This window comes from Pseudogemmobacter sonorensis, assembly GCF_042762395.1.
GTDB classification, from domain to species: domain Bacteria; phylum Pseudomonadota; class Alphaproteobacteria; order Rhodobacterales; family Rhodobacteraceae; genus Pseudogemmobacter; species Pseudogemmobacter sonorensis.
Window position 1 is genome coordinate 58,502 of record NZ_JBEFZE010000021.1, and the last position, 14,229, is coordinate 72,730.

Annotated in this window: 10 protein-coding genes; 1 reads left to right on the forward strand and 9 read right to left on the reverse strand. The window is 68.4% G+C overall.

Going from position 1 to position 14,229, the window contains the following annotated elements; all coding sequences use genetic code 11:
• Window positions 1–262: 262 nt before the first annotated feature.
• Window positions 263–2,764 (forward strand): GcvT family protein, encoded by a 2,502-nt coding sequence (locus ABNX41_RS14650; RefSeq protein WP_438670484.1) that lies wholly within the window; start codon window positions 263–265, stop codon window positions 2,762–2,764.
• Window positions 2,765–2,872: 108 nt separating this feature from the next.
• Here ABNX41_RS14650 and ABNX41_RS14655 read toward each other — a convergent pair whose 3' ends face one another.
• The 9 genes from ABNX41_RS14655 to ABNX41_RS14695 form a co-directional block, all read right to left on the reverse strand.
• A complete protein-coding gene (locus ABNX41_RS14655; RefSeq protein WP_438670472.1) occupies window positions 2,873–3,676 on the reverse strand; it encodes a glycoside hydrolase family 25 protein in 804 nt (267 codons plus the stop codon).
• A 53-nt stretch (window positions 3,677–3,729) separates the two neighbouring features.
• Window positions 3,730–4,809, reverse strand: coding sequence for an NAD(P)/FAD-dependent oxidoreductase (locus ABNX41_RS14660; protein WP_438670473.1), 1,080 nt, complete (start codon window positions 4,807–4,809; stop codon window positions 3,730–3,732).
• 99 nt (window positions 4,810–4,908) lie between these two features.
• The gene (locus ABNX41_RS14665; RefSeq protein ID WP_438670474.1) at window positions 4,909–5,997 is read right to left on the reverse strand and encodes a BMP family ABC transporter substrate-binding protein; all 1,089 of its coding nucleotides are present in this window, start codon (window positions 5,995–5,997) and stop codon (window positions 4,909–4,911) included.
• A 53-nt stretch (window positions 5,998–6,050) separates the two neighbouring features.
• On the reverse strand, window positions 6,051–7,160 hold the full coding sequence (locus ABNX41_RS14670) for an ABC transporter permease (RefSeq protein WP_438670475.1): 1,110 nt from the start codon (window positions 7,158–7,160) through the stop codon (window positions 6,051–6,053).
• Window positions 7,160–8,395, reverse strand: a complete 1,236-nt coding sequence (locus ABNX41_RS14675; protein ID WP_438670476.1) for an ABC transporter permease — start codon at window positions 8,393–8,395, stop codon at window positions 7,160–7,162. The genes ABNX41_RS14670 and ABNX41_RS14675 overlap by 1 nt, the downstream gene beginning before the upstream one ends.
• A gap of 66 nt (window positions 8,396–8,461) precedes the next feature.
• Window positions 8,462–9,991, reverse strand: coding sequence for an ABC transporter ATP-binding protein (locus ABNX41_RS14680; RefSeq protein WP_438670477.1), 1,530 nt, complete (start codon window positions 9,989–9,991; stop codon window positions 8,462–8,464).
• Entirely contained in the window at window positions 9,921–10,949 is a 1,029-nt protein-coding gene (xdhC, locus tag ABNX41_RS14685; protein ID WP_438670478.1) for a xanthine dehydrogenase accessory protein XdhC, read from the reverse strand. Before xdhC ends, ABNX41_RS14680 begins: the two co-directional genes overlap by 71 nt.
• The gene (gene xdhB / locus ABNX41_RS14690; protein WP_438670479.1) at window positions 10,942–13,284 is read right to left on the reverse strand and encodes a xanthine dehydrogenase molybdopterin binding subunit; all 2,343 of its coding nucleotides are present in this window, start codon (window positions 13,282–13,284) and stop codon (window positions 10,942–10,944) included. Before xdhB ends, xdhC begins: the two co-directional genes overlap by 8 nt.
• Window positions 13,281–14,229 (reverse strand): FAD binding domain-containing protein (locus ABNX41_RS14695; RefSeq protein ID WP_438670480.1); only part of this gene is annotated, 949 nt, incomplete at its 5' end. The genes ABNX41_RS14695 and xdhB, both read right to left, overlap by 4 nt.

Below are 14,229 nucleotides of genomic sequence, written 5' to 3' on the forward strand. Positions count from 1 at the left end.
ATGTCCGGCGTTTCCGCTCCTTGCGCTGTCAACGCGCGGGTGCGGGGAGGGTTCCCTGAAATCTCGGCCCGCGTGAGGCTTCGGGATCGGCCTGCGGCAAGCAGCGGCCGGGCCCCCTAGTGTGCTGGGCGGTCGGCCCGCCGCTTGATCCCGCGCCCGCAGCGCGGCGATGTCGTTTTTCGACCGGAAAGGTCGGGCGGGTTTTGCCCCCGGCCCCCGGGCTCTGCCATCAAGGTTCTACCCAATGCGCGGAGCACCCCCGATGAAGACCCATGTCAAAGCCCTTGTCGTCGGCGGCGGCGCCGTCGGCACCTCGATCGCCTATCACCTGCAAAAGGCCGGGTGGGAGACCTTGCAGGTCGAGCGCGACGAGTTGACCAGCGGCTCCACCTGGCATGCGGCGGGTCTGCTGCCCCTGTTCAACATGTCCTATGCCACCACCCATATCCACAAATACAGCGTGGATTTCTACAAGGGGCTGGAGGCCGAGACCGGGCTGAACGCCGGTTTCGCCGTGGTCGGCAACCTGCGCATGGCGCAGACCGATGCGCGGATGGACGAATACATGCTTTATTCCAGCGTCGCGGAAACCGCGGACGTCCACCATGAATTCCTGACGCCCCGGCAGATCAAGGACCGCTGGCCGCTGCTGCGGACCGAGGATCTGAAGGGCGCGCTTTTCCATCCACAGGACGGCTATATCAACCCCGCCGACGTGACCCAGGCCATGGCCAAGGGGGCGCGCCAGCTTGGCGCCAGGATCGAGCGCAAGCTCCAGGTCGACGCCTACCGCTGGACCGGCTCGGAATGGGTGGTCTCGGTCACGCGGATGGCCGATCAGGGCGGCAACCTGGTGCCGACCGATGAGAAATACGAAATCCACGCCGAACATGTGGTGACCGCGACCGGCAACCACGCGCAGCGCACCGCCCGGCTGCTGGGGATCAAGATCCCGGCGATTCCGGTCGAGCACCAGTATATCGTGACCGAACCCGACCCCGCGCTGGTCGCCTGGCGGCAGGCGGGGAACCCCGAACATCCCGTCCTGCGCGACGCCGATGCGAAATGGTATGTGCGCGAGGAACGCGGCGGCTGGATCCTTGGCCCCTACGAGCGCAACGCCCCCGCCCGTTTCGCCTATGGCGTGCCCGAGAGCTTCCGCGCCGATCTCTTCCCGCTCGACCTGGAGCGGATCGAGGCCGAATATATGTCGATGATCCACCGCTTGCCGACATCGGAGACCGTGGGGCTCAAGGACGATTTCAACGGCCCGATCTGCTACACGCCCGACGGCAACCCGCTGGTCGGCCCGGCGCCGGGGCTGCGCAACATGTGGCTGGCCGAGGGGTTCAGCTTCGGGATCACGGCGGCGGGCGGCACCGGCCATTACCTCGCGCAGATGATGGTGCAGGGCGAGGCCGAGATCGACATGGCCTCGCTGGATCCCAAGCGCTACGGCGCCTGGATGACCACCGAATATGCCGTGCGCAAGAACGAGGAATGCTATGAGCATGTCTTCATCCTTCACCACCCCGACGAAGAGCGCGAAGCCGCCCGCCCGCTGCGCACCGCCCCCGCCTATGACCGCCAGATCGCGCTTGGCGCCCAGATGGGCCAGGTCAACGGCTGGGAGCGGCCGAATTACTACGGCCCCCCCGATGCGCCCGAAGGGTTCGACCACGACGGCCGCAGTTTCCGCCGGGGCGCCTGGTGGCAATATGCCGAGGCAGAGGCCCGCGCGCTTCGCGAGACGGCGGGGATCATCGATGCCTCGGCCTTCACCAAGCATCTTGTGCGCGGTCCGGGGGCGACGGCCTTCCTCGATCACCTGACCTGCAACAAGCTGCCGAAGGTCGGACGGATCAACCTGACCTATGCGCTGACCGAGGCCGGAACCACTCGCACCGAATATACCATCGTGCGGCTGGCCGAACAGGAATACTACCTGATCTCGGCCGGGGCCTGGACCGCCTATGACGCCGATTTCCTGCACAAATCGGCCGAGGATTTCATCGCGGCCGGTGGCGGGCACCTGGATATCCATGACGTGACCACGCAATGGGGCGTCTATGCGCTGGCGGGGCCCGGGGCGCGAGCGATCCTGAAGGATCTGATCCGCGATGCCGATCCCGAAACGGCCTTGTCGAACAAGCGTTTCCCCTGGCTCTCCTGTCGCGAGATCGAGCTTGGCATGTGCCCGGTCCGCGCCATCCGCGTCGCCTATACCGGCGAATTGGGGTGGGAGCTGCACCATCCGGTCGAATTCGGCCGCTACCTGTGGGACCTGCTGCTGAAGGCGGGGGCGGCGCATGGGCTGAAGCCGGTGGGTGCGCGGGCGCAGAACTGGCTGCGGCAGGAGAAAAGCTATCGCGCCTTCGGGGCCGAGCTTGGCCGCGATGCCACCCCGCTGGAGGCCGGGCTGGACCGTTTCGTCGATCTGGAGAAGGACTTCCGCGGCAAGGCGGCGATGCTGGCGACCGGGATCCGGGCGAAATGCGTCACGCTGCTGATCGACGGCCCGGCGGATGCCGATCCCTGGGGCAAGGAAGCGATCTTCGCGGGGGGCGAGAAGGTCGGGCGGCTGACCTCGGGCGGCTGGTCGGTCGTCTTCGGGCGCCAGATCGGCATGGGCTATGTCCGCCCCGACCTTGCCGTGCCGGGCACGAAGCTGAAGGTGAAGATGCAGCTTCGCGAATGGGAGGCCGAGGTGGCCCCGGACAGCCCGCACGATCCGGCCAATGCGCGCATCAGGCTGGATGGCTGAGCTTCCGCGCAGCCCCGGCCCTGGTGGAAAAGGCCGGGGTCCGGTTGCGGGCGGCGGCCTCCGGCAGGGCGGGGTCCGGGCTGCGCGTCGCTCCCGCCCGCGACTGCCTCAGGGCGCGCGGGCGGCCAGCCAGGCGCTCCACTGCGCGGCGGTGCCCTCATAGACATTGATGTCGACGGGCCCCCGCACGCCCGGGACCAGCCCGGTCGAGGTATATTGCCAGAACAGCCAGTGCTGGCCCGCGTAAAGGTCCTGCGGGTGTTTCGCCACCGCGCGCAGCCAGAAATCGGCGCCCCGGACCCGCCACATCTCATTATCCTCGAAAAAGTCGATCGAGGTGTAGAGGATGGGCTTCCGACCGTAATGGCGGGCGACGATGTCGATGAAGATCTTGGCCTCGGCCCGATTGGTGGCGCCGTCGCGCCGGATCCGGCAGGTGGGCGAGAAGGGCGTCCATTCCATGTCCAGCACCGGCGGCAGCATCCCCGCCGTTTTCGGCACGTTGCGGATGAACCAGTCGGCCTGTTCGGCGGCGGGACGGCAATGGTAGAAGAAATGATAGGCTCCGCGCGGCACCCCGGCGCGGCCCGCGCCGCGCCAGTGATCGGCGAACATCGGGTCGAGCATGTCGCCGCCCTCGGTCGCCTTGATGAAGACGAAGTTCACCCCGTTCGCCCGCGCCATGCGCCAGTCGATGCTGTCCTGATAGCGTGCGACGTCGATGCCGTGGACGGGATAGCTTTGCGGCGCGCGGCCGCCCCATTCGGTGATCGGATGGGAATCGCCGAAATTCGGCGCGGCCACGCCCGTCGCGGCTCCGGCCCGGGGGGCGGGGGTCTCGCGCGGGACGGGTGCCGCGCCGCAGGCGGCGAGGACAAGGCAGAGAAGGGCGGGCAGAAGGCATCGCGACATGGCGGCGATGCTGCCGCAAGCCCGGCCGACTGTCACCCCCCGTCCTTGCCCGTTCATGCAAAGCGCGCGGGCGCGAGCGCCGCGACCAGCGCGGGCGGCAGCGCGGGCGCGCGGCCCGCGATCAGATCGGCGGCCAACTGGCTTGCGCCGGGGGCGGATTGAAAGCCGTAGCCGCCCTGTCCCGCCAGCCAGAAGAAGGCGGGATCGTGCCGGTCCGGCCCGATCACCAGCACCCGATCAGGCGAGAAGGTGCGCAAGCCCGCCCAATTGGCCAGGATCCGTGTCACTGGTGCGGTCACGAACTCCTCGTAGCGCGCCAGTCCTTCGGCCAGGACCATGTCGTCGGCCCAGGCGTCATGCGGCGCCTCGACCGGATCCTCTTCGGCGGGCGAGACGATCAGGGCACCGGCATCGGGCTTCATATACCATTCCTCGCCCGGCCCGAAGAGCATGGGCCAGCGCGAGACCTCAAGCCCCGCAGGCGCCGGGATCCGCGCCATCGACCGGCGCAGGGGCGTGAAGCCGATGGGTGCGATCCCGGCCATGGCGGCCACCCGGTCGACCCAGGCGCCGGCGGCATTGACCAGGATCCGCGCCTCGGCCTCGCCGCCCGCATGGCGGAGATGCCAGCCGTTCGGGGTGCGGGTTATGCCTTCGACGCGGGCGCGGGTCAGGATCTGCGCGCCATGGGCGCGGGCCGCGCGCGCGAAGCCCTGCAGCAGAAGATCGGTGTCGATATCCTCGGCATGACCGGCGTGCGCCGCCATCCGCACCACGCCGGGGTTCAGGATCGGGATGATGGACAGCGCCTCGTCAAGGCTGATCGGGGCGAAATCCATCGCCTTCATGTCATGGTCGAAATCCTGCTTCTGATCCTCGCGCGCGACCAGCATCAGGCCGCGCGGCGACAGCACATTCCCGGCCGCGCGGAAGAAATCGCCCGAAGCCATCGAAAGCTCGACCACCGCGGGCGCGCCGTAATGCGGCTCGTAGAGCGCGGCCGAGCGGCCCGAGGCGTGATGGGCCAGGCTGTCCTCGGCCTCCAGCACCAGGACCCGGCCAAGGGGCGCGAGCCGCGCCGCCGCCGAAATCCCGGCGATGCCGCCGCCGATGATGAGGAAATCATATGTCATGGCCGGAGGCCTTTCCTGTGCGGTATGCGGCGGGGCGCCGGAAAAAGGCCCGCCCGGGAACCGGACGGGCCTGCGATCGTGGATATATCCGGGCGGGGATTATTGCGGAATGTCGCCGTCCACGCCTTCAACATAGAAGTTCATCCCGGCCAGATCGCCGTCCGAGGCCACTTCGCCCTCGGCCAGCCAGGGCGTGCCGTCCTGCTTGTTCAGCGGGCCGGTGAACGGGTGGTAGGTGCCCGCGCCGATGGCGTCGCGCAGGGCTTCGGCCTCGGCCTTGACCTCGGCGGGGACGGCCTCTGTGATCTCGCCGATCAGCACTTCGCCGGTCGAGATGCCCTCCCAGGCGGCGCCCTGTTCATAGGTGCCGTCCAGAAGCTGGCCGACGCGCTTGATGTAATAGGGCCCCCAGTTGTCGATGATCGACGACACCCGCGGGCTGGGCGCGAAGGCGGCCATGTCCGAGGCCTGGCCGAAGCCGATCACGCCTTCGGTCTTGGCGGCTTCGGCCAGAGGCGCGGTCGAATCGGTGTGCTGCAGGATCACGTCGACGCCCTGCGAGATCAGCGCCGCCGCCGCCTCGGCCTCTTTCGCCGGGTCGAACCAGCTATAGGCCCAGACGACCGAGATCGTCACATCCGGGTTCACCTTCTTGGCGTGGATGTAGGAGGAGTTGATGCCCTGGATCACCTCGGGGATCGGGAACGAGCCGATATAGCCGATCTTGTTCGACTTGGTCATGCGGCCCGCGATGGTGCCCATGACGGCGCGGCCCTCGTAGAAACGCGCGTCATAGGTCGAGACGTTCGGCGCCTCGCGCTTGTAGCCGGTGGCATGTTCGAATTTCACGTCGGGGAAATTCGCCGCCACGGCATTGGTCGGATCCATGTAGCCGAACGAGGTGGTGAAGACGATATCGCAGCCCGACATGGCGAACTGGGTGATCACGCGCTCGGAATCGGCGCCTTCCGGCACGCTTTCCTGATAGGCGATCTCGACCTTGTCACCATATTCGGCCACCAGATCCAGCGCGCCCTGATGGTGCTGGAAGGTCCAGCCACCGTCGCCGATCGGGCCGACATAGACGAAGCAGGCCTTCACCTTGTCCAGGCCCTGCGCCATGCCCGCGCCCGGAAGGGCAAGGCCAAGGCCCAGGGCGGCGGTTGCCAGAAGCACTCTGCGTTTCATGAAGTCTCTCCCCGTTTGTGCGGGGCTCTTTGCGGCCCCGCGAAGTTGTGCCCCTAGCGCGAGGCGTGAAAGTTCTGCCCGAGGGCGGCGGGCGCGCCGAGCGCGGCCCTCGCCCCGCCCGAAGACATGATGACCAGCACGAGGATGGTTATCAGATAGGGCGCCATCGACAAGTATTCGACCGAGATCCCGATGCGCGAAATGCCGAAAATGTGGCAGATCGCCGAAATTGTGACCATGATCCCGACGGTGACAAGGGCGCTGGTGGCCGGACGTGCCGGTTGTCTGAGCAGAAACAGCGCAGCAGCCTGCAAAAGCAGCGCCAGAACCGACAGGATCACGATCAGGTCGAGGATGCCGATGGGCAGGCCGCCCGCCACCTGGATGTTCAGTTGCAGCGCGGTGATGCCGCCGAAAAGCCAGGCGCCGACCAGCACGCGCCAGGGTTTCCAACTGGCGAAGACCACGATGGCCAGCGCGATCCAGCCGGCGCCCGCGGTGATGCCGTCGGTCCACTGTGGCACCCGCACCAGGCTGATATAGGCCCCGCCCATCCCGGCCATGGCGCCGCCGAAGGCGATGCAGGCCAGGCGGATGCGGTTCACCTTGTAGCCAAGCGCATGGGCGGCGTCATGGCTTTCGCCGACCGCGCGGATGATCAGCCCCAGGCGGGTCGAGCGCAGGATCCACCACAGGCCCGCCGTCATCGCGATCGAGAAATAGACCACCCAGTCGTGGTTGAACAGGATCGGCCCCAGCACCGGGATCTGCGCCAGCGGCCCGAAGGGCAGCTTGGCCGTGGGCGGCGGGTTGATGCCCACATAGTCCTGCCCCGCCAGCGAGGCGACGCCCAGCCCGAACAGCGTCAGCGCCAGCCCCGTCGCCACCTGGTTGGCCTGGAAGACCAGGGTCAGCGCGGCGAAGATCATCGCCAGCGCCGCGCCCGCGACGGCGCCGCCCAGAAAGCCCAGAAAGGGATTTCCGGTCTTCACCGCCACGATGAAGCCGCCGATGGCGCCGATGATCATCAGCCCCTCGACGCCCAGGTTCAGGACGCCCGAACGCTCCACCACCGCCTCGCCAAGCGCGGCAAGCAGGATCGGAACCGAGCTGACCATCAGCGAGGCGATCAGAATGACCGGATTGATACCGCCGAAATCCATCACCGGGCTCCTTTCGCCATGGCCCCGGGCACGAACCGGAAGCGGTAGTTGGTCATCACATCGACGCCCAGGAGGAAGAACAGGAGCATCCCCTGGAACACCTGGATCGCCGCCGAGGGCAGGTTCAGGTTGGTCGCGGCCATCTCGCCGCCGACATAGGTCAGCGCCATCAGAAAGCCCGCCAGCACGATCCCCAGCGGGTTCAGCCGCCCCAGGAAGGCCACGATGATCGCGGTGAAGCCATAGCCGGTGTTGAAGTTGATCGAGATCTGGCGCGCGGGTCCCGAGACCTCGAACCAGCCCGCCAGCCCCGCCAGCACCCCCGAGATCCCCATGCACAACAGCACCAGCCGCGCCGGGCTGACGCCGTGGAACCGCGCCGCGCGCGGCGCCTGGCCCGCCAGCCGGATCTGGAAGCCCAGAAGGTGGCGCGTCAGCAGGATATAGGCCAGCACCGCCAGGCCAAGCGCCGCCGCGCCCCCCCAATGCAGGCCCGATCCCGCGATCCAGAACGGGTTGGCGGCCTCGGCGAAGCCCGAGAAGTTGCGGCTGCCCGGAAAACCCGCGCTTTCGGGATTGCGCAGGAAGCCGGTCGCGGCCTTGGCAAGGAAGGTCTGCGCCACATAGACCAGCATCAGCGAGACCAAGATCTCGTTGGTGTTGAACCGCGTCTTCAGCACCGCCGGGATCATCGCCCAGACCCAGCCCCCGAAGGCGCCCGCCAGAACCGCCAGCGGAAACAGGATCCAGCGCGGCAGCGTCATGTCCCAGGTGAAGGCGATCGCGCCCCAGAGCCACGAGACCTCGACCGGCCCCGAAGGGTAGAAGGCCAGCGCGACCGAGGCGCCGACAAGCGCCCCCATGATATACTGACCCTCGGCGCCGATGTTCCAGATCCCGGCCCGGAAGCCGAGCGCGAGTCCGACCGCGATCAGGATCAGCGGCCCCGCCTTCACCAGAAGCTGTCCCCGCGTATAGCCCGCGAAGGGACCGAACAGCGGATCCCAGAAGATGGTGCGGATCACCGCGGCGGGGCGGCCGTAATCGGCCAGGATCCGGCCCTTCAGCGTCTCGAACCAGCCCGCATCGGGATCGGTCACCAGTTTCGAGGCATCGGGTTCCAGAAGGAAAGCGAACAGGATGAAGCCCGCGACGATGGTCAGCACCACCGCCGCGACCGGCGTGGCATAGAGCCAGAACCGCGACGGGTTCTGGCGCTTTTCAAGTTTCAGCATGCCGCGCCCCTGTTGCCCGTTCCATTCGTTTTCCGCCGCCGATGCGCCCGCGTCGGGATTGCGCCTTCATTCCGCATGATGCGCGACCTCCATCCCGTGGGCGCCGCCCATCATCAGGCCGATCTCGTCGATGGTCAGGCCCTGGACGCTGCGGGGCTTCGTCATCCGCCCCTCGTTCAGGACCGCGAACATGTCCGAGATCTCAAGCAGTTCGTCGATGTCCTGGCTGATCACCACCACCGCCGCGCCGCGCGCCGCGCTGTCGAGGATCTTCTGGCGGATCGAGGCCGCCGCGGCCGCATCCACCCCCCATGTGGGCTGGTTGATGACGATGACATCGGCTTCCTGCATCAACTCGCGCCCCATCAGGAACTTTTGCAGGTTGCCGCCCGAAAGCGCCCGCGCCGCCACGCCGGGGCCGGGGGTGCGCACGTCGTAATCGCGGATGATCTCTTCGGCGAAGGCCCTGGATTTGGCCCAGTTGACGAAACCCTTCGCGGTCAGCCCGCGCCGGACGCCCGCGCTGAGAAATCCGTTCTCGATCAGGCTCATGTCCGGGGCGGCGGCATGGCCGTAGCGGTCTTCGGGCGCGGCGACCATGCCCAGCCTCCGTCGCTCGGACGGGCCAAGGTCGCCCACGGGCCGGCTGTTGAGCCGGATGCGATCGGGGGCGGCGCGCAATTCGCCGGAAAGCGCCAGCAGCAATTCGTCCTGGCCGTTCCCGGCGACGCCCGCGATGCCGAGGACCTCGCCCTTCGACACGGTGAAGGAAAGGTCCTTCAGCGTGGTCCCGAAGGGAATGGGCGAGGCGAGGGTGAGGTCCGAGACCCCGAGCGCGACCGCCCCCTTCTCGCCCGGGCTGCGTTCGGGCGTGCCCAGCGTGGCGCCGACCATCAGCTCGGCCATCTCGCGCGCGGTGGTCTCGCGCGGGACGCAGGTGCCCACCACCTGGCCGCGCCGCAGGATCGTCGCATTGTCGCAAAGCGCGCGAATCTCTTCCAGCTTGTGGCTGATGTAAAGGATCGAGGTGCCCTCGTCGCGCAATTGCCGCAGGGTGCGGAACAGGATCTCGACCTCCTGCGGCGTCAGGACCGAGGTCGGCTCGTCCATGATCAGAAGTTTCGGATCCTGCAGCAGGCAGCGGATGATCTCGACCCGCTGGCGTTCGCCCGCCGACAGGTCGCCCACCATCCGGCCGGGGTCGAGCGGCAGGCCGTATTCCTCGCTGACCGCGCGGATCTTGGCGGCCAGCTCGCGCATCGGCGGCGGGGCCTCCATGCCCAGGGCGACGTTCTCGGCCACGGTCAGCGCCTCGAACAGGCTGAAATGCTGGAAGACCATGGCGACGCCAAGGCGGCGGGCCTCGGCGGGCTTCGCGGGCTGGTAGACCTCGCCCCGCAGCCGCATCACGCCCTCGTCGGGCTTGACCAGCCCGTAGATCATCTTGACCAGCGTCGATTTCCCGGCGCCATTCTCGCCCAGAAGGGCATGGACTTCGCCGGTCCCGATGCGGAAGGACACATCCTTATTGGCGACCACGCCCGGATAGGCCTTGGTCAGGCCCTCCAGCCGCAGAAGTTCCCCGTTCCCCGTCATGCTCCGTGATCTCCGTCTCGGATTGTTGTTTTCGTTCCAGCAGTTGCACCGCCACCCCCACCGCGATCGCCTGCGGATGCTTGCCAAGCGCGGGGGCGCCGATCGGGCAGGTGATGCGGGCGATCGACGTCGCCCCATGCCCAAGTTGCGCCAGACGCGACCGGAACCGCGCCCATTTCGTATCCGATCCGATCAGGCCCAGCCAGCCGAACCCATGGCCGAGCAGCCGGTGGCAGAGTTCAAGGTCCAGCGCATGGGAATAGGTGATGATCAGATGCTCGGCCCCTTCGGGCGCGTGACCGGCCAGAAGCGCGGGCGTCTCGGTCCAGACGGGCGCCACGCCCTCGGGGATTTCCTCGGGAAAGCGCGCGCGCGCGGTGTCGATCCAGGTCAGCCGCAGGTCGGGCAGGGGTGCCAGCACCGAGACGAGCGCGCGCCCGACATGGCCCGCGCCCCAGACCCAGACCTCGCGCGAGGGGCGGGCGAGGGGTTCGATCATCCAGCCCTGCACCAGCCGGGGCGGGGGCCGCTGCCCCTTGGCCCGGGCGCCCGCGAGGATGCGCTTGACGGCCAGGGGCATCGGCGCCGGGGGCTGGCCCGGAAGGCCGACGGGCCGTGCGATCACCTCGCGCCCCTCCAGCGCGGCCACCGATCCGGCGTCGTGCAACTCGGTCAGGACCGAGACCCGCCCGCCGCAGCATTGCCCCAGCTTGGGCCCGAGCGCCTCGCGGTCCAGCCGCGCGCCGCCGCCGCCATCCTTCGCAAGCAGGTCGCGCGCCCGGGCGACTGCCTCCCATTCCAGCGCGCCGCCGCCGATGGTCCCGGACATGCCATCCGCCCAGACCAGCATGGCGGCGCCCACCTCGCGCGGGCTCGATCCATCATGGGCGGCGACCACCAGCCGCGCGACGCGGCCATGCGCCGCCACCGCGGCCCGAAGTCCGTTCAGGTCAAACATCGCCGCGCACCCTTTCCACCGCCGCCAGCACCGCCTCGGCGGTCGCGGGCGCGCGCAGGTCGGGATAGATCCGGCCCGTCCCGCAAGAGGCCACCGCATCCGAGATCGCAAGGAAGGCCGAGATCCCCAGGTTGAAGGGCGGCTCGCCCACGGCCTTCGACTTGCCGACCGAATCCTCGCGGTTCGGCACCCCCCACAGTTCCACGTTGAAGATGCGCGGCCGGTCCGAACAGGCCGGGATCTTGTAGGTCGAGGGCGCATGTGTCGAAAGCCGCCCCTTGCCGTCCCAGACCAGTTCCTCGGTGGTCAGCCAGCCCGCGCCCTGCACATAGGCGCCCTCGACCTGGCCGATGTCGAGCGCGGTGTTCAGGCTGGCGCCGGTGTCATGCACGATGTCGGTGCGCAGGATGCGGTTCTCGCCGGTCAGCGTGTCGATCACCACCTCGGTCAGCGCGACGCCGTAGGCGAAGTAGAAGAACGGCCGCCCCTCGCCCCGGATGCGGTCCCAGGTGATCTTGGGCGTGGCGTAGAAGCCGGTGGAGGACAGCGAGATCCGCGCCTGATAGGCCCAGGCCGCGACCTTTTCGAACGGATAGGATTCGCCCGCGACATGGACCATTCCGTCCTGGAACCTGACCTTTTCCACCGCGACCTGATGCTTTTCGGCCAGAAAGGCCGCCATGCGGTCGCGGATCGTCTCGGCGGCCTGGCGCGCGGCCATGCCGTTCAGGTCCGAACCCGACGAGGCCGCCGTGGCCGAGGTATTGGGCACCTTCCCGGTATCGGTAGCGGTGATCTTCACCCGCCCCGCATCCAGCCCGAAGACATGGGCCGCGACCTGCGCCACCTTCTGGTTCAGCCCCTGGCCCATTTCGGTGCCGCCATGGTTCAGATGGACCGAGCCGTCCTGATAGACATGGACCAGCGCCCCCGCCTGGTTGAGCCAGGTCAGCGTGAACGAGATGCCGAATTTCACCGGCGAGAAGCCAAGGCCCTTCTTCAGGACCGGGCTTTCGGCATTCCATCTTGCGATGGCGGCGCGGCGGGCGGCGTAATCGGCGGTTTCCAGCAGCCGGTCGGTCATGGCGCGGCCGATGAAATCCTCGACCGGCATGTGGTAGGGGGTGGTCTGCACCGCCACCGACCCACCGCCGGGGGCGATGCCGTGGGGGGGAGAGGCCGGGCTTTCCGCCATCTCGCGATAGTAGTTGACGCGCCGCACCTCGACCGGGTCCTTCCCCAGGGCGAAGGCGATATGGTCCATCACCCTTTCGGCGCCGATTACGCCCTGCGGCCCGCCGAAGCCGCGATAGGCGGTGCCCGAGGCGGTGTTGGTTTTCAGCCGGTGGCTTTCGATGCGGATGTCGGGCATCCAGTAGCAATTCTCGGCATGCAGCATGGCGCGGTCCGCCACGGCGAGCGAGAGGTCCTGGCTCCAGCCGCAGCGCAGCAGATGGGTGAAATCGACGCCCTGCACCAGGCCGTCGTCATCGAAGCCGACCCTGTATCGGACCTTGATGTCGTGGCGCTTGCCGGTGACCACCATGTCGTCGTCGCGATCATAGCGCATCTTGCAGGCCCGCCCGGTGGCGCGCGCGGCCAGCGCGCAGGCGATGGCCAGCCAGTTGCCCTGGCTTTCCTTGCCGCCGAAGCCGCCGCCCATGCGGCGGGTCTCGACGCGGACCTCGCTCATCGGCAGGTGCAGGGCATGGGCGACCTTGTGCTGGATTTCGGTCGGATGCTGGGTCGAGGAATAGACATGCATCCCGCCGTCGTCCTGGGGCAGGGCGGCGGCGATATGGCCTTCAAGGTAGAAATGTTCCTGCCCGCCGACCTCCAATTCGCCCTCGATCACATGCGGCGCGCGGGCGATGGCCGCCGCCGCATCGCCGCGCGCCCAGACCACGGGCCCGGTCTCGAAGCGTGAATCGGCAGCCATTGCCTGTTCCACGGTCAGAAGCGCGGGCGCTTCGCGGTAGTCGATCCGCCCCAGCCGCGCCGCCTTGCGCGCCGCCAGATGGCTTTCGGCCACTACGATGAAGATCGGGCGGGAATGGAATTCGATCCGGGTCGAGGTCAGGAGCGGCTCGTCCCCCAGCGAGGGCGAGCAATCGGGGATCTCGTGCAGGTCGGCGGCCTCGATCACCATGACCACGCCGGGGGCGGCGCGCACGGCAGAGAGGTCCATCGCGGCGATCTCGCCGCAGGCGATGGTGGAAAGCCCGAAGGCCAGATGAAGCGTGCCGGCGGGCAGCGGGATGTCGTCGAGATAGCGCGCCTCGCCGGTGACATGGAGCGGCGCGCTGTCATGGGGAAGCGGACGGCCCATGCTCATGGCTGGACCTCCAGCACCGAGACGGGGGTTCCGGCGCGGTCGTGGAAATAGCGGATCATCATGTTCGCGGCGGTCTTCAGCCGGTAATCGGCACTTGCGCGCATGTCCGAGAGCGGCTGGAAATCCTGCGCCATCGCCCGGGCGGCGGCCTGGGCGGTGGCGAGGGTCCAGGGACGGCCGAGCAGCGCCGCCTCGACCGTGGCGGCGCGTTTGGGGATGGCGGCCATGCCGCCGAAGGCGATGCGGGCCGAGGTGACGGTGCCCGCTTCGATTTCCAGGTTGAAACAGCCGCAGACGGCGGAAATGTCCTGGTCGAAGCGTTTCGAAAGCTTGTAGCAGCGCAGCCCCGGCGCGGTGGCGGGGATGGTCAGCGCCTCGACGAATTCGCCGGGCTGGCGGTCCTGCTTGCGGTAGTCGAGGAAGAAATCCTCAAGCGCGATCTCGCGCCGTGCCGCGCCCTTGCGCAGGTGCAGCCTTGCGCCGAGCGCGATCAGCGCGGGCGGGCCGTCACCGATGGGCGAGCCGTTGGCGACGTTGCCGCCGATGGTGGCGGCGTTGCGGACCTGGGTCGAGGCATAGCGGCGCAGCATCTCGGCGAAGGAGGGATGGGGCGCAAGCATCGCCTCGCGCAGGGCCGAGACGGTGACGCCCGCGCCGATGCGGATCCGCTCGCCCTGCGGCTCGATCCGTTGCATTTCGGTGATGCCGCCCAGGAAGATCACCGGCGAGAGCGCGCGCAACTGCTTGGTGACCCAGAGCCCGACATCGGTCGCCCCGGCGATCAGGGTGGCCTCGGGCGCGGCCTGGTAGAGCGCGGCCAGCTCGTCCGTGGTGCGGGGGCGCAGGGGGGGGCCGCCCCCCCCCCTTCCCCGCCTCGTTTCAAGCCCGGGCCTCAATGACCGTCGCCGTCCCCCTGCCAGGGCCGGGCCAGATTGCCGAACCGGG